This is a genomic window from Paenibacillus sp. EB106-04-04-XG159 (genome assembly GCF_058791835.1).
Window position 1 is genome coordinate 92021 of the sequence record NZ_JBYTDY010000007.1, and the last position, 24557, is coordinate 116577.

Here is a 24557-nt window from a genome sequence, read left to right on the forward strand (position 1 = left end):
GAGAGGGGTACTGAATATGACAAAAATATTAATTTTAGAAGATGAAGATTCAATTCGCAGCTTTATTGTCATTAACCTGAAGCGCAATGGCTTTGAGGTAGTAGAGGCTTCCAATGGGAATGAGGCCTTGGATAAACTAATGAGCGATTCAACCATTGATATCGCATTGCTGGATGTCATGGTACCAGGCATCGATGGTTTTGAAGTGTGTCGAAGAATTCGAGAACAGAATGAGCGACTCGGCATCATATTCTTAACGGCAAAGGTTCAGGAACAGGATAAAGTGTATGCTTTATCGGTAGGTGCGGACGACCATGTCAGCAAGCCTTTCAGTCCTACTGAGTTGGTAGCGCGAATACAATCCTTGCTGCGACGCGTGCATTCATTTCAGCAAACGACTCAGAAGGTTGTGTACCATTCAGGACCGTTTACTCTGGATCTCATTGCGAAGCGCTTCTTGAAGAATGATGAGGCCATTGATCTGACGCCGACTGAATTTTCTCTCATTCAATATTTTATGGAGAAGGAAGAAATGACGTTAAGCCGTGATATTCTGCTGGATCATGTATGGGGTAAGGATTATATGGGAGATCCGAAGATCGTGGACGTTAACGTGCGCCGATTGCGCCAGAAGATTGAAGATGAGCCGTCATCACCGAAATATATTGAAACAGTCTGGGGACATGGATATAAATGGAGAGGAACCGTTTCTTAATCTTAAAGCCTGGTATTCGACGGTCTGTCGTCATGCACTACTTTATAGTCGTGTTTCTGACGATGTTGATTCTGGAAATTGTATTTATGCTCGCAGTAAGAACGTATTATTACGATTCTGTATCCAATCATTTGAAGTCTCATGCAGAGGCAACGACTTCCTATTTTACGCGATATGACAGCATCTTGTATGCGAGTAACGAGTCCGAGTGGCTGCCAGAACTATTAAAGCAGTTTCAAATACCTAATGTAGAGGTGCAAATCCTAGATCGTGGTGGAAATGTACTTATATCGTCCACTGGATTCCAAGTGAAGGAACCCATTAAAACATCCGACGTGTTGTTAGCAGCTAATGAGAGCAAGATCACACGTTGGATCGGAATTCAGCCTCAGACAGACGAAACCGTTATGGCGGTATCCGCGCCTCTAATAGCGCAAGGTAATGTTCAATATGTATTGCGTTTCGTAACCTCATTGGAGAATGTGAATAAGGTCTTAAACAGTATTGTGTTATTCTCAATTGCCGTATCTGGTGTTGTTCTATTCATCGTATTCATCATCAGTCTGGGATTGGCGAATTCGATAGTAAGGCCGATAAACGAGATTACAGATGCATCCGCCCAGATGGCGCGTGGTCGTTTCGATATTCGAGTCAAAGAAGGCTATAAGTATGAGTTGGGCGAATTAGCTTCGACCTTGAATTATCTAGCCCATGAAATAGTAAGGAGCAACCAGCTCAAGAATGACTTTGTCTCCTCGATCTCACACGAGCTTCGCACTCCTCTTACCGGCATTAAAGGTTGGAGCGAAACTTTGCTATCGGGCGATATGGAAGATACAGAAGAGACGAAAATGGGGCTTCAGATTATTACGAAGGAGACCGATCGTCTAATTGGACTTGTAGAAGAGCTGCTTGATTTCTCAAAACTGCAGCAGAACCGGTTGCAGCTTCATTGGGAGCAAGTGTCGATGGAGCAGCTCATTGATGAAACGTTGTTCCAGGTTCGTTCGAAGGCGGAGATGAAGGATATCTCGCTCTTGTTTAAAACATTTGGCGAACCAGGGGAGACTCCTCAATATGGCGATGCCAATCGACTGAAACAAGTACTGCTGAACTTAGTCGATAACGCCATTAAGTTCTCACCTTTACATTCTACGATTGAAGTACGAATGCTAAGGGAGGAGAGGAGATGCGTCGTTCGCGTAAAAGATCAGGGAATAGGCATCGGCGAAGATCATCTGACCAAAGTTATGGATAAATTCTATCAGATTAATCCTGAGCGCGGAGGTACCGGACTTGGTCTTGCGATCTCGAATGAAATCGTGAAAGCGCACGGTGGAGATATGACTATTGAAAGCGAAACGGGTCAAGGAACGACGGTTATTCTAACGTTTCCTTATCAATGCGAACCACCTAAGATAATAATTGAAGATTAAATAGCTACATGAATTAGAGGACGTACGAGGGTAGAACCGCGTACGTCCTTTTTCTGTTTTGTCGCCTACAGATCTCAGGCCGACAGCTGCGATTATGCACATCATGCATATTATTATGTGGTGTCTGCATGAATCACCATTGTGAGGAAGAACATTCTATTCACATAAAAATGCAATAACAGGACTAGGTTTGCTGCTGTCCTTAGTAGTTAATAATGAACAGTGAATGCCGAACAAATGGCATTTAACGTGATGATAATTGCTGTGATAGTAGGCAGTCAGACGGTCGACTGACAATTTCTCTTTATTGCCTTGCTCTGATTTCCTACGATATGCGTTGATATTTGCTTGTATTGAATGAAATTATGTTCGATAGCATCGTCTATTCGCTTCATGAATGTCAAAACAATGTCAAAATAATACATGTACAAAAGGGATTGTATAACTATGCATCTCGTTGTATAATGTGTTTAGTCCAAGAGACAGTATTCAATTCAAATAATTCATATAAAGTGGGGATCATCATGAAATCACTAAAATTGTTGACAGTATGTGCATGTGTAATGGCATTGCTGGTAGGTTGCGGTTCAAAAGGAAGTGAAGGCGCAAAGAGCGCGGATAAGTATGACAGCGTGATGGAGTCGAAGAAGCTAGTGCTTGCAACGAGCGCAGATTACCCTCCATTTGAATTTATTAAGATGGAAGATGGCAAGGAGAAAATCGTAGGCTACGATATTATGATCGCTGAGGAAATTGCGAAGGATCTCGGAGTAGAGCTCGTGATCGAGAATATGGGCTTTGATGCTTCCCTCGAAGCAATCCGGGTTGGTAAAGCTGATATCATGATGGCTGGTATGGATCGTAAGCCGGAGCGTGAAAAAGTAATGGCTTTCTCCGACACGTATTATCAAGCAGAAGCAGGTGTACTGGTTCGAGCTGAAGATGCAGATAAATACAAATCGCCAGAAGATATGAAAGGCTTGAAGCTCGGCATTCAGAAGGGCAGTACATTCGTGGATGTTGCGGCTCAAGTGCCAGATTCACAGCAAGAATTGCTAGTGAAGGTCAATGATCTGGTGCTTGCCTTGGAAACAGGTCGTGTAGATGCGGTTCTAGTCGACAAGCCCGTTGCAGAGGCATATGCAAAGAACAATAGCAAAGTTGTTGTCGCGCCAGTAGCTTTGAAAGCAGCTAGTGAAGGATATGTGGCAGGATTCACTAAGGATAGCGTCAAGCTGCAGGAAGCTGCTAACAAGACGATCAAACGCTTGAAAGACGAAGGCAAGTTGGACGAATTCTTTGCAAAAGCTAATGCACTTGCGGAGAGCGAATAATCGTTAACATATGATGCGTGAGAAAGTGCGGTGTATACCGCTCTTTTTCATTTAATGAGCGAATAGGGAAGATGTGGAAGGTGGCGAATGATAGATGAGTATGTTTGAAGCATTATCGGAATTTCATCTAAAGTATTTATCAGGAGTAAGCGTTACATTATTATTGTCATTAAGCGCGGTAGTGGTTGGGGTTGTGCTGGGACTTATTCTCGTGCTGATGCGATTATCGAAGATTAAGCCTCTGAGATGGTTTGCAGTCACCTATATCGAGGTATTCCGCGGAACTCCACTGCTCGTGCAGTTGTTTATCATCTATTTTGGCCTTACGGAAATGGGTCTTGATCTAAACAAGTTTACATCAGGTGTAATAGCAGTTGGTCTTAATAGTGCGGCGTACTTAGCTGAAATATTCCGTGCCGGCATTCAAGGCGTTGACAAGGGGCAGGTTGAAGCAGCGCGATCGCTTGGGATGAAGCAGTCTGCTACGATGCGTTATATTGTTCTGCCTCAGGCTATTCGGTCTGTACTTCCAGCGATCGGCAATGAGTTTGTAACGATGATCAAGGAGACTTCCATTGTGAGCTTTATCGGGATCGCGGACCTCATGTTCCAGACGGAGCAAATCCGTAGTATAACGTATACCGCAATGGGTCCATTGCTCGGCGCAGCGTTCTGCTACTTCGTTTTGACCTTTACTTTGTCCAAGGTTATCGGACGTTTTGAAAGGAAGTTGAATACGAATGATTAAAATACAACAGTTGCATAAATCTTTTGGTAAGCTGGATATACTCAAGGGGATCGACCTGGAGATTAAGAAAGGCGAAGTTGTCGTGATTATTGGCCCGAGCGGCTCTGGTAAGAGTACGCTGCTGCGCTGCATTAACTTGCTCGAGACTCCGACCAAAGGAGATATCGTGTTTGAGAGCGAGAAGATTAATAATAAGGGTCATGACATCAATAAGACACGGGAGAAGATGGGGATGGTGTTCCAATCCTTCAATCTGTTTCCTCATATGACAGTACTGGACAACATCATAATTGCTCCGATTAAAGTGAAAAATGTTTCAAAAGATAAAGCGCAGCAAATCGCGATGGATCTGCTCAATAAAGTAGGTTTGGCGGATAAAGCGAACGCATATCCAGCTCAATTGTCCGGCGGACAGAAGCAGCGGATCGCCATCGCTCGTGCTCTCGCTATGCAGCCTCATGTGATGCTATTTGACGAGCCAACGTCTGCACTTGACCCCGAGATGGTAGGAGAAGTCCTCGAAGTTATGAAATCACTCGCTGCCGATGGGATGACCATGGTCATCGTTACACACGAGATGGGCTTTGCCAAAGAAGTAGGCGATCGTATCATCTTTATGGATGGCGGTCAAATCGTAGAGGATGGAACACCTGAGCAGATATTTGGTAATGCTCAACATGATCGAACTAAGAATTTCTTGGGAAAAATATTGTAAACCTTATACTGTAAGTGTAATAAATTGAAAGAGCGCTGGCTGTTCCAGCGCTCTTTTTGCTTATTCCAACTTACCGTAATTATCCTTTTTTGATGTAGAAGCAGTCATCATTGTCATCGTTCTGTAATCTCTGAACCCGTTGTCCCCCAAGGATTTGAAGATGATGACATTATATAACATTTGATGGGTTACAAATCTGTGATAATATGTAAGCCAAGCCGAACGACAACGTACGGGGGACGCCTGATCGATGTTTCAGACCTTGTGTAACAGCTCTGATCATCTTGGGGTGAATCGTATTGCAGCTTTCCATCGGAGAGAAGCGATCGTAGGGTACTCCTTAACCCGAATCCGACAACTAACCCCGGAGGCAGATTCTAAGGAGGTAATAAGTAAATGAATAAGAAATTAACACTTAAGCTTACGGGCTTGATGCTCGGAGTAGTCATGATACTCCAGATTCTGCCTGTATATGCGGAAGGAAGTCAATCACCGACCAGCACTACATTTTATCAAACAGCAGAACAATATAATGTGAGCTTTGATGGCTTTCTAGCAGATCATCCTGTAATCGAGAAGAAGAAGTTGTATGCTGGTAATGAAGTTATGGTTCCAGATGTGATGCAGAATAGTCCGGTCGCTAACCTAACGGTAGATGAGCCGGGCAATAAGCCGGAAACTGCGACAAAACAAGCTAATGCAAAACAGAGTGCTGCACAACCAGCAGCAAATGCACCAGTCGCAGAAGCCGCTCCGAAGAGCCAAGTCTCTAACGTTAAACCTGCATCAACAACAGCTAAGAAATCTTCAGCTAATACGGTCACTGTTGCAGGTAGAGACATGACGTATACGGATAAGCTTGACATGCGTGCGACTGCTTATACGGCAGACCCGAGCGAGAATGGATGGGGCGCAGTTGATGCATTAGGTAATCCACTGAAATTAGGCACAGTTGCTGTTGACCCTGATGTCATACCGCTCGGAACTAAGCTGTTTGTGACAGGCTATCAATATAGTCATCTGCCTGGTGGAGGTTTCGTTGCGACAGCGACGGATACAGGCGGTGCGATTAAAGGGAACAAGATTGATATCTTCGTTCCAGTAAGCAAGAGCACAGGAAGTACCTTTGGCGTACAAGATGTTCAGGTCTATGTGTTGAAATAAGGAGAAACAATACGAGCTTGTCCGTTGATGTAACGGACAAGCTCGTATGTATTAATCAGTAATCTCTTTTTTCCTTATGATCATGAAGTAAGTCGGGTAGAGTAACAAACTGATAGTTCTGTTCGCGAAGCTGTCGGATAACCTTAGGCAGAGCTTGAACCGTATTTTGCAAATATCCCGGTCTTCCTCCTCCGCCTGCATGCTGCAGAACGATTGAGCCGGAGTTGACTTGACTCATAATATTCTGTTCAACGCGACTGGACGAAATGCCTCGCCAATCATTGGAGTCTACATCCCAATTGACGACAATATAACCATGGTCGCCAGCCCACTGAAGCTGCTCTTCGGTGATTTCACCAAAAGGGGGTCTGAAAAATCGAGGTTTATAGCCTGTAATATTAGAGATGATCGATTCCGTATTCTGGATCTGCTTGACGAATGTTGACATTGTCGTCTTCGTTAGCAGTGGATGGTCGTATGAATGATTTCCGATGATATGCCCTTCGGCTACCATGCGTTTAATCATTTCTGGATTAGCCTTAGCTCGATGACCTTCAATAAAGAAGGTGGCTTGTATGCCATGTTCCTTCAATATATCAAGGATCACAGGAGTTACCGTTCTGTCAGGTACATCATCAAAGGTAAGCGCAACTTTCTTCCCATTTCCGCTCGGTGCGCGGAACTTAAAGATCTCGGGATACTTTTTCCACAGCTGCGCGATGTTCAGATGACCAGCAGCGGAGCTTCCCATCTCTGAGTAAGTCTTATATCTCATACTTTGGGCAGTTGAAGTTGATTGCTTCTCATACATATATCCAGGCAGATGATTGCCTTTGGAATCAAATGTTGTATCTTCATTATCAGATGATTGCTGCGTGACGTTATGAGGGTCCGATTCTTGCCATTTCACAGCAGGCAATAGCTGATGTTCTTGTCCTTCGAAGTTCTGGAGATGCTCAGTTGTTACTGTCATCTTAGGGAACTGTCCAACAGCTTTTTCTCCTATGGAGCATCCATTCATCATCATCATGGCAATTGCAATAATACCAAACACGGTATTGCGCATGGACATGGCTCCTTTCCTCCCAGGAATACTTACTCAATAGTACATCCTTGTTATGTCCTTATACAGCAAGAAATATGCCCCATAACATAAAGGGAGAATCCTTCCATTTTCGAATCGCAAATATCCATTAAAATGTAAATCACAATTAAAATTCATCATTTTTTACTCAAATATTAAATTGTTTGAGGGGATTGTGATATTCGTCACGGTTTGAGCACGTTCGACATGACATCATGTAAATGTTAAAGCTGAAAAAGGAGAGGGAACGTGCATACTATAGTTTCGAACGAACGCATATCAGAAGGTATTTACCTCATGACAATTGAGGGTTGTTTTCAAGCTCGGATGGGGCAATTCTTCATGCTTCGCGCTTGGGGCAACTCACCGATACTTTCGCGTCCAATTAGTATTTTCAATATTGAGCAGGACTGCATCCAATTCTTGTATAAGGTCGCTGGAGAGGGTACGCGCTTATTCGCCAACCTAAGAGCAGGTGATCAGATTCAACTTGAAGGCCCACTAGGAAACGGATTTCCAGATGTTAAAGGTAAAACAGCGCTTATCGGCGGAGGTATTGGAGTTGCTCCGTTGTTTTATACCTCTAAGCATTTGGACAAACCTGATATTTATTTAGGGTTTAGAGGTCAATCTTATCTAACTGAAATGTACGAGCCTTACGCGAATGAGCTTCATGTTTGTGTTAACGGAAACCTTCTAGAAGATTTGGATTTATCACAGTATGATAACGTTCTCGTTTGCGGTCCCGGTGGTATGATGAGGGCGGTTTCTCTTATGGGTGCCGATCTGGATACCAACATTTACGTATCGTTTGAAAAGCGGATGGCGTGTGGAATTGGCGCTTGCTACGTATGTTCGATAACGAATAAAGACAGCAATCGTAAAGTTTGCGCGGATGGACCTGTATTTTCATCGAAGGAGGTTGATTGGAATGCGGAGCTTAGCTTGTGAGGTAGCCGGCATCAAGTTTAACAACCCGATCGTAATGGCATCAGGGACGTTCGGTTTCGGTAGAGAGTACGCAAAGCTTTATGACATTAATAAATTGGGGGGCATCTCCTGTAAAGGGTTAACCTTGCATCCTAGAGCAGGAAACACAGGTACTCGAGTGTTCGAAACCTCTGGCGGCATTATGAACAGCGTTGGTCTTGAGAACCCGGGTGTCGAAGCATTCCTGCAGGAAGAGATGCCGTTCTGGGAAAATATCGAGCCTGTAAAGATTGCGAATCTCGGCGGCAGCAACATCGAAGAGTATGTGCTTGGCGCGCTGAAGATTACGCAAGATGCAGAAGAGCGCCGCAAGCAGAATCGTAAAGCTATCGATATGATCGAGCTCAATATTTCTTGCCCGAATGTAAAAGAGGGCGGGATTGCCTTCGGTATTAAGACCGACATAGCGCGTCAGGTCATTAGTGAAGTAAGACAAGTTACTTCTCTGCCTCTTGCTGTCAAGCTGTCGCCTAACGCTGAAGACATCGTTGATATGGCAGTTATGTGTGAGCAAGAGGGTGCTGAGTGCATATCGCTCGTCAATACTTTTTCAGCTATGAAGATCGACATCTACCAACGCCGCAGTGTGTTCAACAATCTGTATGCAGGCTTGTCCGGTCCAGCTATTAAGCCGATCGCGCTTCGTATGGTTAATCAGGTGTCTAAGGCTGTCAGCATACCTGTTATGGGAATGGGCGGCATCTCGTCCGCTGCAGATATCATTGAATTTATTATGGCAGGTGCGGCTGTCGTTCAGATCGGAACTTATAACTTTATGAATCTTCGTGCCGGCGAAGAGCTGTTAGCTGGTATCCAAAGCTATATGGAACTTGAAAACATTAACAGCCTCGATGAAATTAGAGGTATCGTGTAACATGAGCTGGTCAGTACCGGAGCTTTCGATACGATGCCGCATCGAGCGGATCGGTCGTGATTGGCTGGTCGTCATTACTGGCGGTGAGCATGAAGAACATCATCATATCGGCGCGATCACGATCGCTTATCGAGATGATGAAGCTGCTGTGAGGACATCAACTCAGGTTATACCAGGTCATAAGGAGCATTATATTACGGAACAAATGGCTATCGAAGCAATACAAATGTTATCGTTAAGCGGCGGAAATGTGACGGTAGTCGCGGGAATCCATTATGATAATCTGGATAAAGCGCAGATAGAAACTGTAGTGGATGAAGCTTGGAGCTGTTTTCGCAACGAGCTATTGCATGCATGTAACGTAAATTCCAGCATATGATATAAAGGTCGACATGATGATTCATGTCGACCTTTCTTTTTATAATAATAAATGGTTTGAAACGAATAAAGATAACGGACGTATTACATCTTTAAATAACAATTTCGTTATTAATCTTTCGTCATTTCAAAGGAGAGACCAACATGGCTTTATTTAAACGTTTACGTGATGTTACGATGTCCAACTTGTACGCTCTGATCGAGAAAGCGGAAGATCCTGTTAAACTGACAGATCAATACCTACGTGATATGCAAGAGGATCTGGAAGAAGCGGAAAAGGCGGTTGCTCAACAAATCGCAATTGAAAAACGCTTCAAAATGCAGTTGGAAGAGCAAGAAGCACTTGTTAAGAGACGTGAAGAGCAAGCAATGCTTGCTGTTGAAGCAGGCAATGTAGAACTTGCTCGCCGCGCTCTAGAGGAGAAGAAAGCGGCTGAACAGAAAGTTCAAGAGTTCCGCACTGGCTACGATCAGAACCATGCAGCTGCGAACAATCTTCGTTCGAAGTTGGATGAAATGCGCAAGCAATACACTGATATGAAGAATAAGCGTGAAACACTCGTTGCTCGTTTCAACGCAGCCAGAGCTCAGAATGATATCAACAAGGCAATGGCCGGTTTCAATTCAGACACTGCTATGTCCGGTCTGAAGCGTATGGAAGACAAGATGCTCCAGATGGAAGCTCAAGCAGATGCAAGCAACGAGCTTAATGCTCCAGCGCGTTCGCTCGATGATGAGTTTGCAAAGCTCTCAGCTAATTCGGGCGTGGAAGACGAGCTTGCAGCTCTGATCAGAAAAGCTGAAGAAAAGAAAAACGGTACTGCTGACAACAGCTAATGATATCAGCACTAACAGGGGACGCTTGCAGAAGCAGGCGTCTTCTTCAATGAATGTCGGCTGATGGTTTGCATATGATTGAAGAAACAGCTTGATTATCACCATTGTGATCATGGATAGTATATAATGTTATGAAAGGGGAACATGCTGTTGGACGGCTTAAAGATTGCGTTTGAACAAGTTCCGGCAATTGCCTTGTGGACGGGAACCGGCGTCATTTTGTTAGTGGTACTCATGTGGGTTGACGCCTTTTTTACGAAATATAACGACATGGAGGAAATGAGAAACGGAAATGTCGCGGTAACCACCCGCTTCATCATGAAGCTCTTTGCTCAAGGTTATATCTTATCACAATCGATAAGTGTTGCTTATTCTTTGGGTGAAGCTTTAATTATGTCTATTATCTCCTTCGTGCTGCTGCTTATCATTGAAGCTATAGTACGGTTCGCATTGCGCACAGTTTCAGGGATTAATCTAGAAGAAGGCACGAAGAATGGCTTAATGTCGCATGCGCTCTTGGCAGGCTCGCTTCATGTGGTTGGAGCATTTATCATAGCGTCATGCCTGTAGTACCCGAGAGCACACGTACTTGGTAGAAAGGAGATATATACATGAGCTTATGGAAGAGAGTACGCGGTATTATGCAGAAACCAGAGCCGCCTAAAGTCGAAAAGACGCCACGCGATCTCGTTCCTGGCGATATATGCGAAGTATCTTTAGTTACTTATGAAATTGTAGGACGTACAGAGTGGAGAACTCGCGCGTTAATATGGTACACCCTAAGAGATGGATCTCAGATTCGATATTTGCGAATTGAACAGCGAGAGAAGCTGGATATTTCCTTGTATGAAGCAATTGATGGCCGTTTGGATTCCGTGGATGAAGTTCCGAGCGAGATTGAACTTGACGGAAGCTGGTACTATCTAGAAGATAATTACAACGGCTTCGTGCAAACGAAGGGCGAAACTCCATTTGGCGTAAATGGAGAACAGTATGCATGGGAATATCAAGCGGATAATCGCAAGCGGCTGCGTATTGTATGGCATGACGGCCGGTTTGGATTGTATGAAGGTGAATCGGTGTTGCCGGCTGATCTTCGAATCATTCGGCACACTTCCTAAGGAATGATAACATGAATAAACGATTCGTTAAAAGCACAGTATGGCTCGTTATCATCACACTTATCTTTCCTCTCCTTACTGCCTGCGGTCAGTTGGATCTCTCTGATACTTATCCGTTGGAATCTGTTGCTCGTGATGGCAACAGCACCTCATATGTGTATCGAGCAGAGAATACGACAGTGCCAGCTGCCGCTGCTGCATTAGCAGAGAAACGAAGTCCCAAAGAAATGTCCAAGGAAGATACGGAACGAATGTTTCTGGTCTACTCGGATGAGATGATCCAAGTCATGCAGGATCCGGAAGCTCCAGAGGACAGTCTAATTGAGGTTGACTCATTAGAATATGTCCAGAACAATTATGATATGAGCTTCCTGCAGATGTATTTATCAATGCAGCTGCTGGATTCACTCTTTGACGGGCTAGGCAAGATGGCGAAAGGTGCATATCGCGGATATACGGACCGGAATGTGTATAAACCAGCCAAAACCTATAAGCCGCCTACGAAAGAGGATTATAAGAAAGCGCCGCCGATCACAGTGGATAAAAAAGGATCTGTGACTCGCCGAGATACGAACAAGGACACAACTGTTGGCAGCGGCGGCAAGATAACGGAACGAACTCCTTCATCAACTTCTAAAGGATCAATCAATCGGGATCAGAGTGGAGGCAACTTTAACTCAAAGAAACCGACTGTGAAGAAGTCGAAGCCGCCGAAGACGAGTGTTGGCAAAGGCAGTGTCAAACGAAGACGCAAGTAATGCTTATAAGCTAGCCCCGATGAACCCTCCAAGCAGGGACCATCGGGGCTAGTTTTATTTATCGATCGCTTCGGACATTGTCTTGTCTGTCAGATGCGCATATATTTCCGTCGTCTCGGTTGAAGCATGACCGAGCTGCTCTTTTGTCTTATAGATGTCATTTTGCAAATAATAGTCGGTTGCGAATGAATGGCGAAGCTTATGAATCGTCAAAGCAGGCTTGCCGTAGTACTTGGCGTACTTGATGATCATCTGCTGCATGGCGCGCTTCGTCATCCGCTTTCCTTCCTTCTCACCATTCTTAATCGCCAGAAAGAAGGCTTTTTCACGCTTAGGAGCCTGGTATCGGGTGCTGCGCAATTCAAGATAACTCTCCAAATCTTCCTTCGCACGATCTCGAAAGTAGACGGGCGTCTTAAATGTCTCGTCATTATTGCCCTTGCGATGCACATAGACTAGCTTGTTCTTCATATCGACTTCGTCCATACTCAGGTTTACGACCTCGCTGACACGCAAGCCGGAATTCAAGATCAGACTGACGATAGCCGCATCTCGCGCTGCGTTCAGCTCGTGAGCATATAGAGCCTGCTTATTATTGGCCACATCCTGTGCGTAGCCTTGCCGAATGTATCGTATGAAGCTGTCCAGCTCATGCTCCTCAAGCAGCTTTCCTTTTAGCTTGGCTGCTGTATCTTTAGGCTTCTGCACGCGTTTGATCTCGATCTTGGCCATAATATTGCGTTTAAGCAGGGGATAATAGTTCTCGTCTTCCGCGATCTGACTTAAGTAATGAAATAGCGAGCGGAGTGAGGATAGCTTTCGTGAGACGGTAACCCTTGTATTCTTCTCTTCCTTATAGGTCGTCAAGTAGATCCGGAATGAAGTAACCTGCTCCATGCGCAAGCCTTCCAGATCAAGCAGCGTAATATCCTTCATCGATGGAGCCGAGCTGATGCCTTCCATGATGAGCCAGCCAAGAAATATCTCATAATCTCGTACATACTCGAGCAGTGTGGAAGGGGACAAGTCTGGCAGCTTGTACTCAATAAATTGCTGTATATACCAAGGCATCTCGGGTAATTTGCGATCAAGATGCTCGCGGTCTTTCAACTTCTGAATGGTCACGATAACGTACTCCTTTAGCTAACCAATATTTCTGTACATGAATATTTTATCATAATATGCAAATGACTTGGTTTTCTTTTCGGGCATAAAAGTTTACACTTAGAGAGATCAAGATGCAGAAAGGTGCTACATATGAAACAAACTTACACGATAAAACAAAAGGTAATCCAAATGCTCTACATTCTGCTGCCAATCTTCGTAACTCAGGTAGCTTTGCAATTAATGTCATTTTCCGATACGGTGATGTCCGCTAACTTTAATCCGGAGAACATGGCTGGGGTTGCGATTGGCGTTAGCCTCTGGACGCCGATCTATACGGGTATTAGCGGTATTTTTTTGGCGGTCACTCCGATTGTGGCGCAATATCTTGGCGCTAATAAGAAAGACCGAATCGCTTATAGTGTACAGCAGGCCGCTTATTTGTCGGTAGTTGTCGGCATTATTGTGCTTATCGTTGGCGGATTCGTACTTGATCCGGTTATTCAAAACATGCCTCTGGAACCTGTTGTCGCCGAGGTAGCGGCTGATTATTTAACGGCATTAGGTATTGGGGTCATTCCGATATTCATCTACACGGTGATGCGCGCATGTATTGATGGACTGGGGCAGACTCGGGTTACGATGTTTATTACGCTGCTGTCATTTCCGATCAACGTGTCCTTAAATTACATCTTTATTTTTGGCAAGCTGGGAATGCCTAAGTTAGGTGGCGTAGGGGCAGGTGTGGCCACATCAACCACCTATATCATACTGCTCGTTATTGCAACACTTTTTATGAAACGAAATACAACGTTTCGAGAACTTGGCATGTTCAGCCGGTGGGAGCCTGTCTCATTCAAGACGTGGAAAGAAATACTTCGAATCGGAGCGCCGATAGGACTGTCGATCTTCTTCGAAGTGAGCATCTTCTCCATGGTTACATTATTGATGAGCGAATATGATACAATCACGATTGCAAGTCACCAAGCAGCGATGAACTTTGCTTCCTTGTTGTATATGTTGCCGCTCAGTATCGCGATGTCGCTCACGATACTTGTAGGCTTCGAAGTGGGAGCGAAGCGTTATCAGGACGCGAAGAAATTCGCGCGAATTGGTCTGATTGCAGCCTTAACTTTGTCATCTACAGCAGCTGTATTTCTCTTCCTCTTCTCGTCGGATATCGCGCGATTATATGGCGATGATCCAGCACTATTAAGTTTGACCGAGCAATTCTTAATGTTTGCGATCTTCTTTCAGTTGTCCGACGCGATAGCAGCGCCGATTCAAGGCACACTAAGGGGCTATAAAGATGTTAATGCAGTATTTATCATCGCGCTCACTTCTTACTGGATTATTGGTCTTCCGATCGGATATGTGATGGCGAATTTCACTTCATTAGGCGCCTTTGGTTATTGGATCGGTCTCATCTCAGGCTTAGCAGCGGGGGCGATCGCGCTCTTTATTCGACTGGCAGTTGTGGAGCGTCGTGCTTCTCGCGGCTTATGGAAGCAACAGGCATAACCGTTTGTCGGTGCGCGGCAAGTACTGAACGGTAAAGCTTAAGGCTCTTATAGAGCAGGTAAGCCCCAATATAGCTGCCTCCGAGGGCCAGCCAATGGCTCAGCGTTAGCTTCTTGACGAAGAGGTAGACGACGGTGCCGCCGATAAAGTCAATCGCGAAATAATCTTTAATTCTAGAGATCGGTATTATAATGACGATCAGGTTCGGTTGCTTTGGAATGGAGGAACCTTTCAAGGCCCGCACCTCCTGTCATGATGGTCAAAAACAATATCACAACATCGTATGAGGCAACAAGATGAATCATGTTTGTATTCAGAATAAAAAGCTGCTATGTGTTTTGAACATGGACAGAGCATTATCCTCAATGTGAACAACATGTTTGTTCCATGACCTTGAATCTACTGTATAGAATCAGATAATATTAAAGGGGTAAAGTATAGCGAAAACAGATCGAACAAATATTAAATGAAAGAATAGGAAGAGCATAATGAATATCGATTTAAATGGTTATCAGGTAATCTTAAAGAAACTATCCACCCAGGATATCAAGCTTAATGAGCCAATTAAGAATCATGCGTATACCAAGCTGGGAGGAAATGCGGATATATTTATCACGCCGTCAACTTATGAGGAACTAAGCGCCATTCTTCGTATCGCTAAAGAAGAAGAGATTTCTGTTACGTTATTGGGACATGGTGCTAATCTTATTGTGAGAGATGGGGGGATTCGCGGGATAACAATCAACCTAAACAAAATGAATGAAATCCGCTCCGAAAATGGTACCCTTCATGCTCAAGCTGGAGCTTCGATCATAAATGTATCTAGGCATGCATTAGAAAGCGAATTGACAGGACTAGAGTTTGCATGTGGGATTCCGGGAACAGTGGGCGGCGCGCTATTCATGAACGCTGGAGCTTATGGTGGACAGATCTCGGATGTATTGGTTAAAGCGATCGTTATGAGCGAAGAGGGGGAACTTCTCAACTTATCTAAAGAGGACCTTCATTTAGGATATCGAAAGAGCATTATTTCCGAGAAAAATTACATCGTGCTGGAAGCTGAATTTCACTTAGAACACGCTCGATATGCAGACATTAAAGAGAAAATGGATGAGTTCACAATGGCTAGGGAAAGTAAACAGCCTTTGGAGTATCCATCCTGTGGAAGTGTATTTAAACGTCCTCCAGGTTATTTCGCAGGAAAATTGATTCAAGATAGCGGTTTGCAGGGAATGAGAATTGGCGGTGCGGAAGTATCTACTAAACATGCTGGATTCATTGTGAATGTGAGCAACGCTACATCTCAGGATTATATCGATCTAATCAATGTCATAAAGAATACAGTGAAGCAAAAGTTTGGTGTGGATTTAGAGACGGAAGTTATTATTATTGGTGAAGAATAGATGGGATAGTATTTGGTTAGAGTAGAGAAAAGGATGGCAACAGCGCCATCCTTTTTTGTTTGGCTCTGTTCTAGTTTAGTGTGTATCGAAAGTGTACTGAACTAAGTGATGTTATGAAGCAAGTTATACATCAAACTATACCATGTAACATGAGGGTGGGTTAATATCACACATATGTTATAAATTAGTGGTGATTTTATCGAAAACACTACGCAACTAAGCTGTGAAATGACCCGAAGTAAGAATCATTTGCCTCGTTAACATTAAACTGCGTATAATAATGATTATATGCAGTAATTTTCATACTTACATGAAGTAGAATTGGAGGCAGCTGGGTATGACAACAGGAGATTGGAATCGACTCGAATTGGAGGAGACCTACGAGGAAGAACTGCAAGCATTTCGCTTATGGATGTCAAACGCCGGCTATACACAGCTTACGCAACGCAATTATGTCGGGGATGTACTTCATTTTCTGCGACGGTTGAATGGGCAGTCTATATATGAAGTGAAAAATAAACAGATCTTCGCGCATCTAGCTTGGTTAAAATCCACTGGAGTGAAGGATGCGACTCGCAATCGAAAGCACTGTGCATTAATCAGCTTCTATCGCTCGCTGAACGAGCTGGAGATGACGGATATTAATCCCGCGCTCCAAGTCAAGAAATCCAAGACTGAATCAGCTCGAGCTCCGGTCTATTTGGAACCTCAAGACATTAAGCGCTTGCTTCACATGGTTGAAGGAAAATACCGCAATCGCAACTTAGCAATACTTATGCTTATGTCGTACGGTGGTCTGCGTGTTGGCGAAGTGCATCGGCTCAATCTGTCTGATTATCATCCAGAGCGAAAAACTATTGAGGTATTGGGTAAAGGTCGAAAGTGGCGCACAGTTCCACTCCCAGCTCCAGTAGCGGAGCAGATAGAGCTTGCAATCCAGGAGCGCATTGAGCCTTGGCGCGCGCAGGAGGATGCGTTATTTATATCGCAGAAGGGGCGACGAATATCGATCCGCTACATACAATTGATGGTTCAGCAACTGACAGATCAGGTGGACGGCAATTCAAATGACAGGCTCCACAATTCTAATTGGAAGCAAGTTTCCAGCCATAAGCTGCGACACTCCTATGCGACGATGCTCGTTCGGAGCGGGACAGATATCCGTACAGTACAGGAATTGCTTGGACATGCTTCCATTCAAACGACAACGATCTACACCCACGTCAACGATAAGCAGAAAGAAGAAGCAACTGCACGATTATCAGCTTGGATCTAAAGTGCTTCATTTCACAAGGAATGCTGTATATACGCTCTAAAATGAAAGGAATTACACGAATGAGGGCTGTGAGGCGCAATGAACAGCACTATAGCGCTAGATTTCCTCGGATGACCTTCGTTACTTTATTAGGATTACGCGACTAATGGTGCTAAACTATTGAAGTTAGACCTTGCTTGTGATCCATCGTATATACATGCGGTGATTTGAGTAGCAGACTAACATAGAAGAACGATCATAGAAGGTGGAAGGTCATGCAAGTCGCAGCAGGATTTTTGATATTAATAGGATTTAACGCAGCCGGTGTGTGGTTGCATCAATCGCTTCATATTCCGTTACCCGGTAATGTACTTGGGCTCGTTCTATTTATAGCCGCATTATTGCTCAAGGTAGTTCGCTTAGAGTGGGTTGAGCGCTCTTCCGAGTTCCTCTTGAAACATATGCTGTTGTTCTTTATTCCCTATGTAGTCGGAATTATCGCGTTCTTTCCGGTCATTAAAGCGCATTGGTTCAGCATGTTTGCCGCTATTATCGGCAGCACGCTCGCAGTATTGTTTGCAACTGGTTATACAGCGAAGAAGTTGCAGACGGAAACAGTCAGCAAGCCAGCCGTGACTTCACCCAGCAAGGAGGATACAGCATGGATGCAGGAAGTGTAATACATCAGTTATGGTTTGGGTTGACCTTAACACTTGCCGCTTATATCGGCGCAAGGTGGGTTCATAAACGCATCACTTGGCTGCACCCCATCCTAACAAGCTCAGGTGTGCTGATGGCACTGCTATTAATTGGCGATATACCGCTGGAAACGTATGATGAAGGTGCACATCTGTGGGCCGTTATTCTAGGACCAGCAACTGTGGCGTTGGGAGTTCCGATCTACAAGAACCGTGAACATATTAAGCAGCAGTTCAAAGCAATTATACTATCTATTACATGTGGTGCGGTCGTAGGTGTGGCAAGTGTAGCAGGGATATTGTCCTTATTTGACAATGGCGGCGAACTTCTGCAAAGTATGCTTCCTAAATCAGTGACATCTCCAATTGCAATAGAGATCGCGAATACTATTGGCGGCGTACCGGAATTAGCGGCAGTATTCAGCGTAATTACAGGCTTTGTCGGCGCGCTTGCGGGAAATGCATTTTTACGCAAAGTAGGAATCCGTGATGAATTATCACAAGGCATTGCGATGGGAACCGCAGCGCATGGATTCGGTACCGCAAAATGTTTGTCTGAATCCGATAAGCAGGGGATGTTTAGTGGATTAGCAATGGGCTTGATGGGGGTAATGACGTCAATCTTGTTTGCATTTATGCAATTTATCTTTTAATAGATATAGTGAATTAGAGACTGCTCGATTGATGGTGTTGAAACCTCTCGAGTAAGTCTCTTTTTTGATGATATTCGAATGAGTTATAGTGGTGGGGAAAGCATCGGTCAGTGGAAAGCTCTGAAATATCGAAAAAAAGATGAAAAACATGGCTCTTTTTCAATGGTGTGTGATTAATTTCACATGATATAGTATAAATTTGTGATATAGTAAAGACATTCAAGAAGAGGAGTGATCATAATGAAAGTATTCAAAACATTTGACGATACGAATAAAGTGACATCCAACTTTTTGCAATTCTGCTACATGTGTGATGATAAACATAAATGTACAACTGAAGAGACTTGCCGTCAATGCTGGGCTGACAACAATGTTGACACAGATTGCAAGCGCAACGAAACAAGCGACATGCTTGCAAGTTACTACGCATAAGGTAAGTTCGAATTTATTTAGCTAGTTATGTGAAATCTGTAACAAACCTGTAATGGGATATTGCTCATCCCTTTTACTTCTTTATTATCTTAGTTTGAAGAATCCACTTGAAGCCCTCGGTCGTTTCGATCGGGGGTATTTTTTTGCGTTAAAATGGTTAACATAATGTATCATATGTAATCTTTAATTGTAACTATATATTCCTTGGCATCGTAGTATAATAAAGAGAACCAAGGAGGGAGTGTCTATGACGAAAGTCATTACATCTGCTCGGCGCATTGATCTGGAAGTCTGGTATGACAGCTGGTGTCCGATGTGCAGTGGAATTAAGGCTCGTCTTGAGAAGCTGGATTGGCTGCATGCTTTGCATTTTCAATCCATTCGTGATCACCACGCATTAAAGCAATCTCAACTAAAGGACATATCACCGACTTTACTGGAACAGCGGATGTACATTCGGAATATGAGAAGCGGAACAATTCGCTCAGGCATCGAGGCGATAGAGTCGATCGCGAGTGTCGTTCCTTTATTGTGGCCGCTCTGGCCGGCGATTGTGGTGAGCAGGATATTAGGCTTGGGACAGCGCATGTATGATTATATCGCATCACGCAGATTGATCGTGCCGACAGGCGCATGTTCAGAAGGTAGCTGCGAATGGAAGCCGCCTTCATCAGACTCATAAGGTGTGACAGCCTGCATATAGAACGGGAAAAGAGCGCAGAGATAATCTCTGCGCTCTTCTGATGTAAAGCTCCGACACGGCATCGCTTATACTCGTTGAGGATGCTCGGCAGCTACAAGTCTTACTGCTTCGGCGTTGCTGCTGACTTGGGCAGCATCTTTGCATCCTGGAATGACGCAGGATACAGCAGGATGCTGCAAGCACCAAGCCAGCGCCCATTGCGCCATATTGATTCCTTCCGGCACTTCTTCCTCTTGAATCTTCGCAACAACTGCAAGCTGCTGGTCGAGCCCCTCGCCATTCATGCGAGCACGCACATCATTAGCAGCGAAGCGGGCGCCGGCCTTATACTTGCCGGACAATAAGCCGCTAGCAAGCGGTACTCGCGCAAGCACGCCTAATTGTTGACGTTCGCATTCTGGAAATACGTCCTGTTCCGGCGAACGATCTAAGCGATTGTAGACGATCTGAATCGTACTTGCGCCAACCTGTGCCGCATTCGTCGTTTGATGCATACTATTGGATTTGTTAAGCGACAGACCCAGATGCTTTATCTTTCCTGCTTGCTTCTGTTTATCCAGCATCGTCCACAGCTTATCATTATCGAATGCTTGATCATTTCCAGAGTGGAATTGATACAAGTCGATGTAATCAGTCTTTAACGCCATTAATGATCGATCCAATTGGATCAGAGCATCCTGTGCGCTATAGCCGTCTGTACGGTTCATATGGGAGTGAAAGTAGTGTCCGAACTTCGTTGCAACGATCCAGTCCTCGCGTTTATCACGCTTCAAGAAGTCTCCAATGAAGGCTTCTGACAAATGATCTCCATAGCATTCAGCCGTGTCAATGAGATTGATGCCTTCTTCTTTTGCTCGTGTTAATACTTCATCGACTTCCGATTGCGTATAATCATGGCCCCATTCACCGCCAAACTGCCATGTGCCGACTCCGATAACAGAGACTTTCAGCTCAGTTTTGCCTAAACGTCGGTATTGCATTTATGTAACACTTCCTTTCACAGGTATTGTTTGCACATTTAGTGTATAATCATCTTATCACAAACCTCACCAGCTTACGAAATCTATGAGATTTTGAAAAATGTGATGAAATCCGCAATAATAGAGTAGAGTTGCCCTAAACACGATAATATGTGAATTATGAAATAGAAAGTAGTGAGAAACGATGACTAACCAGTGGATCGCAGAAAGATATGAACTTACGCAGCAGATTATGCAATCAGATGACGGTACTTGGTACCGTGCTATAGACACATCGCTTAAACGAGAAATTATGATACTGATAACAGATGCAGCAGAACATACGACATTGCTGCAAGCGCAGCGAGATATGAAGGATGCTGCCCAGCTCTCGAATGAAGAATTTTTGCAAATACTTAACGCAGGACATGATGACCAGATCAGCTATATCATATTCCAAGCCATTTCGGGTACACCTCTTTATCAGTATGCCGAAAGCCATGCAGTAACCCTGCGCACGGTGCTGCAATGGGTATTCCGTGCTGGACAATTGCTGCAGCAGGGGCAGCTGTGCGGGCTGTCATCCTTCTCGGTCAGCTTTGACAATCTGTGGATAACAGACGACCATGAGCTCGTTGTGATGAATTATTGGAAACAAACCACAAGCAGCCGTACAGGCACGCAAGGCTTGCTTCAATTGCTCTATCAATGCTGTACATTGCATGCATTGGCGCCGCGTCAGCTTGATGTATTCATCAGCCGTATTCAATCATCGCTGAAGCATGAGCAGCCTGTAGTTCGCGAATCGGTCATTACGTTAGCGAAACGAGTATACGAGGATGAGCCTTCTATCATGAGCTTTATGATCATGCTGAAGGAAATGATCGACCAGCCAGCTGTACCAATCAAAGATGAACGGCCTCGATCTAATGATGAAGAGCCTTCGGTGTCGGATGATACGATTATGTTTGCGACTCCTGCTATGCAGCAGAAGCAGCGTCCAGTACGTCCAGAACCTGCATCAACTCCAGCTACAGCTAATGCTCGGCCGCAGACAAGCAATCTAGAGGAGTTAATGACAGCGCCTGGAGCTAGAGGAAAGAACAATCAGCAGACGCGTGACCATAATAATCAGCCAGCCTCGACGAATCGTCGCTCTAGTAAGATGAAGATTATTGCAGCTATAACGGGTTGCGTGCTCTTCGTCAGCTTGATCGGAGGCGCCGTATTATGGGCTAACTCACTTAGTAAAGATGACGAAACAGCTCAAAATACGGAATCTGTGACAGGAGCACCTGTGACTGGAGATACTGAAACTTCATCTAATGACCAATCACAGAATGTAGCTGCGGATCAGAATGGATCTACCAGTTCTTCAGAATCGTCATCTCAAGATACGGAGAATACGGATAGCCAGAATCAAGCAACGGGGACAGAGGAGTCCGAGCTCAAACCGTCAGAGCCGATTTCGAACAATGGCAGTAATAGCACTGATAACAACAAAAATAACAACACGGGTAAGACTACAGAGAAACCAGATCAACCGAATCCTGACCAGCCTGGAACAACTGAGCCTGTAACACCGCCTAATACAGGGGAAACAACACAGCCGGAGACTCCAGCTACAGGGGAAACAACTCCTGAAGGTACTATGCCTAACTTGGTTGGCCTTACCGAAAAGGAAGCTGAGAAGCAAGCACTTGCAGCAGGCCTTAAATACAACTTTGAGAAGAAAAATGCTGAAGGTCAAGAAGCAGGTAAGGTATTTCAACAAGAGCCTGCGGCAGGCACACCAGTCAAAAAAGGCGATAAAATCACCTTCTACATTGCACGTGACAAGAAATAATAAGATCTTTCCTATTCCATGTAAGCTGGGTCCGATCCATCTTTCATGATAATGTATTCACATATTTGACTTAAAGTGGACACTGATAAATGGATTATTATGTTAATATTAAATCAAGAAAATGAATCTAAGGTTGATAAAGGTTATGCAAGATAACAGGGTGGGGCGCAGTTAGCAATTATAACTGTTCCTCACTCTTTTCATTTATATAAATATTCAAGTCTTGATTATCACAACAGTTGTTATCATAATTGGAAGTATCATGCTAATTGTCTCTATGTAAGTCATGATGAATGACATGAAATTACAGCTTGAAACAGCAAACTATCGGAGATGGAGGAACACCTATATGAGCAGTACAACCATTATCCCTATACTTGAAATGAAGCAAATCCATGAGGCATGTGATATCGCACAAGCGATCTGGATCGAGCACTACACACCGATTATCGGCAGAGAGCAAGTCGATTATATGGTCGCTAAGTTTCAGTCTCCGCAAGCGGTGAAAGATCAGATTGATAGTGGATACGAGTACTTCTTTCTAACTTACGAGAATCAGAGCGCAGGGTACTTTTCTGTTAAACACGAACAGAATAAGCTGTTTTTAAGCAAACTTTACGTTGATAGAACATATCGCGGCAAAGGAATCGCATCTAAAGCAATTGCATTTATATTAGAAGAGTGCAAGAAACATAAGCTTCAGTGCATCTATCTGACAGTGAACAAGTATAATCATCAATCCATCGCCGCATATGAGCGGCTTGGCTTTAAGAAGGCTGATGAGGTTGTGGCCGATATCGGCAACGGTTACGTGATGGACGATTATATTATGGAAAAATGGATTGAAGCTTAATTCAGTGACGGAGGAGCGGGTGAGATGCGGCAATACGAAGCGGAACTGGTAGTCGACTCACAGTGTCAACTGGGTGAGGGACCTGTCTGGGATGCTCGTACGAGATCGATCTATTGGGTCGATATTACGGGTAAGAAGCTTATGCAGTATGATGCAGATAACGGTGACACCCGTTCAATAGATCTGGAGCAGCAGATTGGGTGTTTCGCTCTTAGGGATGACGGAACCGCTGTCGCTGCGGGAAGCCATGGGTTCCAATATATGAACTTGAACACGGGCGCCTTGCAGGCGATTCATGATCCCGAAGCACATCTGCCAAGCAATAGATTCAATGATGGAAAGTGCGATAGTCTCGGCAGATTCCTCGCGGGTTCGATCACCTCAGACAGCAGTCCAAATGGAGCACTGTATGTGATGCACCCATCTGGAGAAATCAAAAAGCTGCTGGATCAGATCGCATGCTCCAACGGCATTGCATGGTCGCAAGATGAAACGAAGATGTATTATATCGATTCCCTTGCGTACGCGGTACACGCTTATGACTATGATGCTGAGAAATGTGCGCTAAGCAACAAGCAAGCTATCATTACATACTCCGTACCTGGTATCGTACCGGATGGGATGACATGGGATCAGGAAGGCATGCTCTGGATCGCGGAATGGGGCGGCTGGAATGTAACGCGCTGGAATCCCGCGACTGGCGAGCGGTTGGCCAAGATTCAGGTGCCATGCGAGTATGTCACGTCCTGTGCATTTGCTGGAGAGGGGTCAGACGAGCTGTACATCACGACTGCAAGAGGCGGATTGACGGAAGAACAATTGGCAGAGCAGCCTCATGCGGGAGGACTGTTTCGTGTGAAGACAGGTGTAGCGGGGATTGGCGGACATTTGTTCAAGGGTTAGGGGTAAAATAAATAATAATTAACGACATTAATTAAGCATATTCCTTCGCGGAATATGCTTTTTTTTCTGTCTA

The 24557-nt window shown here is 44.5% G+C and carries 27 protein-coding genes and 1 riboswitch; of the genes, 23 read left to right on the forward strand and 4 right to left on the reverse strand.

Annotation, left to right across the window (positions count from 1 at the left end):
- Positions 1-16: 16 nt before the first annotated feature.
- From AC3WTP_RS10595 to AC3WTP_RS10620, 6 genes are all read left to right on the forward strand, one after another.
- Complete coding sequence (locus AC3WTP_RS10595) at positions 17-715, forward strand: response regulator transcription factor (RefSeq protein ID WP_492394574.1); 699 nt, start codon at positions 17-19, stop codon at positions 713-715.
- Positions 694-2151: a sensor histidine kinase gene (locus AC3WTP_RS10600; protein ID WP_492394575.1), complete on the forward strand. Its 1458-nt coding sequence runs from the start codon at positions 694-696 to the stop codon at positions 2149-2151. The genes AC3WTP_RS10595 and AC3WTP_RS10600 overlap by 22 nt, the downstream gene beginning before the upstream one ends.
- Positions 2152-2675: 524 nt before the next feature.
- Entirely contained in the window at positions 2676-3485 is an 810-nt protein-coding gene (locus AC3WTP_RS10605; RefSeq protein ID WP_492394576.1) for a transporter substrate-binding domain-containing protein, read from the forward strand.
- Between the two features lie 94 nt (positions 3486-3579).
- On the forward strand, positions 3580-4233 hold the full coding sequence (locus tag AC3WTP_RS10610; protein WP_492394577.1) for an amino acid ABC transporter permease: 654 nt from the start codon (positions 3580-3582) through the stop codon (positions 4231-4233).
- Positions 4226-4948, forward strand: coding sequence for an amino acid ABC transporter ATP-binding protein (locus AC3WTP_RS10615; RefSeq protein ID WP_492394578.1), 723 nt, complete (start codon positions 4226-4228; stop codon positions 4946-4948). The genes AC3WTP_RS10610 and AC3WTP_RS10615 overlap by 8 nt, the downstream gene beginning before the upstream one ends.
- 201 nt (positions 4949-5149) lie before the next feature.
- Positions 5150-5336, forward strand: a riboswitch (cyclic di-AMP (ydaO/yuaA leader).
- An 8-nt stretch (positions 5337-5344) separates the two neighbouring features.
- Positions 5345-6112, forward strand: coding sequence for a 3D domain-containing protein (locus AC3WTP_RS10620; RefSeq protein WP_492394579.1), 768 nt, complete (start codon positions 5345-5347; stop codon positions 6110-6112).
- A 55-nt stretch (positions 6113-6167) separates the two neighbouring features.
- Here AC3WTP_RS10620 and AC3WTP_RS10625 read toward each other — a convergent pair whose 3' ends face one another.
- Positions 6168-7184 (reverse strand): polysaccharide deacetylase family protein, encoded by a 1017-nt coding sequence (locus tag AC3WTP_RS10625; protein WP_492394580.1) that lies wholly within the window; start codon positions 7182-7184, stop codon positions 6168-6170.
- A 261-nt stretch (positions 7185-7445) separates the two neighbouring features.
- Here AC3WTP_RS10625 and AC3WTP_RS10630 point away from each other — a divergent pair, with 261 nt between their 5' ends.
- From AC3WTP_RS10630 to AC3WTP_RS10660, 7 genes are all read left to right on the forward strand, one after another.
- Positions 7446-8147: a dihydroorotate dehydrogenase electron transfer subunit gene (locus tag AC3WTP_RS10630; protein ID WP_492394581.1), complete on the forward strand. Its 702-nt coding sequence runs from the start codon at positions 7446-7448 to the stop codon at positions 8145-8147.
- Positions 8128-9060 (forward strand): dihydroorotate dehydrogenase, encoded by a 933-nt coding sequence (locus AC3WTP_RS10635; protein WP_492394582.1) that lies wholly within the window; start codon positions 8128-8130, stop codon positions 9058-9060. The genes AC3WTP_RS10630 and AC3WTP_RS10635 overlap by 20 nt, the downstream gene beginning before the upstream one ends.
- Position 9061: 1 nt before the next feature.
- Entirely contained in the window at positions 9062-9439 is a 378-nt protein-coding gene (gene lpdD / locus AC3WTP_RS10640) for a prenylated flavin chaperone LpdD (protein WP_492394583.1), read from the forward strand.
- A 143-nt stretch (positions 9440-9582) separates the two neighbouring features.
- Positions 9583-10275: a PspA/IM30 family protein gene (locus AC3WTP_RS10645; RefSeq protein WP_492394584.1), complete on the forward strand. Its 693-nt coding sequence runs from the start codon at positions 9583-9585 to the stop codon at positions 10273-10275.
- Positions 10276-10440: 165 nt separating this feature from the next.
- The gene (locus tag AC3WTP_RS10650; RefSeq protein ID WP_492394714.1) at positions 10441-10845 is read left to right on the forward strand and encodes a DUF350 domain-containing protein; all 405 of its coding nucleotides are present in this window, start codon (positions 10441-10443) and stop codon (positions 10843-10845) included.
- A gap of 41 nt (positions 10846-10886) precedes the next feature.
- The gene (locus AC3WTP_RS10655) at positions 10887-11396 is read left to right on the forward strand and encodes a DUF4178 domain-containing protein (protein ID WP_492394585.1); all 510 of its coding nucleotides are present in this window, start codon (positions 10887-10889) and stop codon (positions 11394-11396) included.
- Positions 11397-11407: 11 nt separating this feature from the next.
- Positions 11408-12154, forward strand: coding sequence for a DUF4247 domain-containing protein (locus tag AC3WTP_RS10660; protein WP_492394586.1), 747 nt, complete (start codon positions 11408-11410; stop codon positions 12152-12154).
- 54 nt (positions 12155-12208) lie between these two features.
- Here AC3WTP_RS10660 and xerS read toward each other — a convergent pair whose 3' ends face one another.
- On the reverse strand, positions 12209-13279 hold the full coding sequence (xerS, locus tag AC3WTP_RS10665; protein WP_492394587.1) for a tyrosine recombinase XerS: 1071 nt from the start codon (positions 13277-13279) through the stop codon (positions 12209-12211).
- A gap of 132 nt (positions 13280-13411) precedes the next feature.
- Between xerS and AC3WTP_RS10670 the strand changes: the two genes are divergently transcribed.
- A complete protein-coding gene (locus tag AC3WTP_RS10670; protein WP_492394588.1) occupies positions 13412-14779 on the forward strand; it encodes an MATE family efflux transporter in 1368 nt (455 codons plus the stop codon).
- Here the strand turns inward: AC3WTP_RS10670 and AC3WTP_RS10675 are convergent.
- The gene (locus AC3WTP_RS10675; protein WP_492394589.1) at positions 14718-15014 is read right to left on the reverse strand and encodes a hypothetical protein; all 297 of its coding nucleotides are present in this window, start codon (positions 15012-15014) and stop codon (positions 14718-14720) included. The two genes, AC3WTP_RS10670 and AC3WTP_RS10675, sit on opposite strands and share 62 nt — an antisense overlap.
- A gap of 253 nt (positions 15015-15267) precedes the next feature.
- Here AC3WTP_RS10675 and murB point away from each other — a divergent pair, with 253 nt between their 5' ends.
- From murB to AC3WTP_RS10705, 6 genes are all read left to right on the forward strand, one after another.
- Positions 15268-16182: a UDP-N-acetylmuramate dehydrogenase gene (murB, locus tag AC3WTP_RS10680; protein ID WP_492394590.1), complete on the forward strand. Its 915-nt coding sequence runs from the start codon at positions 15268-15270 to the stop codon at positions 16180-16182.
- Positions 16183-16519: 337 nt separating this feature from the next.
- Entirely contained in the window at positions 16520-17458 is a 939-nt protein-coding gene (locus AC3WTP_RS10685) for a tyrosine-type recombinase/integrase (RefSeq protein WP_492394591.1), read from the forward strand.
- 254 nt (positions 17459-17712) lie between these two features.
- Positions 17713-18117 (forward strand): CidA/LrgA family protein, encoded by a 405-nt coding sequence (locus AC3WTP_RS10690; protein WP_492394592.1) that lies wholly within the window; start codon positions 17713-17715, stop codon positions 18115-18117.
- On the forward strand, positions 18099-18788 hold the full coding sequence (locus tag AC3WTP_RS10695; protein ID WP_492394593.1) for an LrgB family protein: 690 nt from the start codon (positions 18099-18101) through the stop codon (positions 18786-18788). Before AC3WTP_RS10690 ends, AC3WTP_RS10695 begins: the two co-directional genes overlap by 19 nt.
- Before the next feature lie 240 nt (positions 18789-19028).
- On the forward strand, positions 19029-19220 hold the full coding sequence (locus AC3WTP_RS10700; protein ID WP_492394594.1) for a hypothetical protein: 192 nt from the start codon (positions 19029-19031) through the stop codon (positions 19218-19220).
- Positions 19221-19467: 247 nt separating this feature from the next.
- Positions 19468-19902 carry a thiol-disulfide oxidoreductase DCC family protein gene (locus tag AC3WTP_RS10705; RefSeq protein WP_492394595.1) on the forward strand — a complete coding sequence of 145 codons (435 nt, stop codon included), beginning with the start codon at positions 19468-19470 and terminating at the stop codon, positions 19900-19902.
- Between the two features lie 86 nt (positions 19903-19988).
- Here AC3WTP_RS10705 and AC3WTP_RS10710 read toward each other — a convergent pair whose 3' ends face one another.
- Complete coding sequence (locus AC3WTP_RS10710; protein ID WP_492394596.1) at positions 19989-20903, reverse strand: aldo/keto reductase; 915 nt, start codon at positions 20901-20903, stop codon at positions 19989-19991.
- A gap of 184 nt (positions 20904-21087) precedes the next feature.
- On the opposite strand from AC3WTP_RS10710, the gene AC3WTP_RS10715 reads away from it, so the two are divergent.
- The 3 genes from AC3WTP_RS10715 to AC3WTP_RS10725 all read left to right on the forward strand — a co-directional run bounded on the left by AC3WTP_RS10715 (position 21088) and on the right by AC3WTP_RS10725 (position 24484).
- Complete coding sequence (locus AC3WTP_RS10715; RefSeq protein WP_492394597.1) at positions 21088-22728, forward strand: Stk1 family PASTA domain-containing Ser/Thr kinase; 1641 nt, start codon at positions 21088-21090, stop codon at positions 22726-22728.
- 349 nt (positions 22729-23077) lie between these two features.
- Positions 23078-23581 (forward strand): GNAT family N-acetyltransferase, encoded by a 504-nt coding sequence (locus tag AC3WTP_RS10720; RefSeq protein WP_492394598.1) that lies wholly within the window; start codon positions 23078-23080, stop codon positions 23579-23581.
- Positions 23582-23605: 24 nt separating this feature from the next.
- Positions 23606-24484 carry an SMP-30/gluconolactonase/LRE family protein gene (locus AC3WTP_RS10725; RefSeq protein WP_492394599.1) on the forward strand — a complete coding sequence of 293 codons (879 nt, stop codon included), beginning with the start codon at positions 23606-23608 and terminating at the stop codon, positions 24482-24484.
- Positions 24485-24557 lie beyond the last annotated feature (73 nt).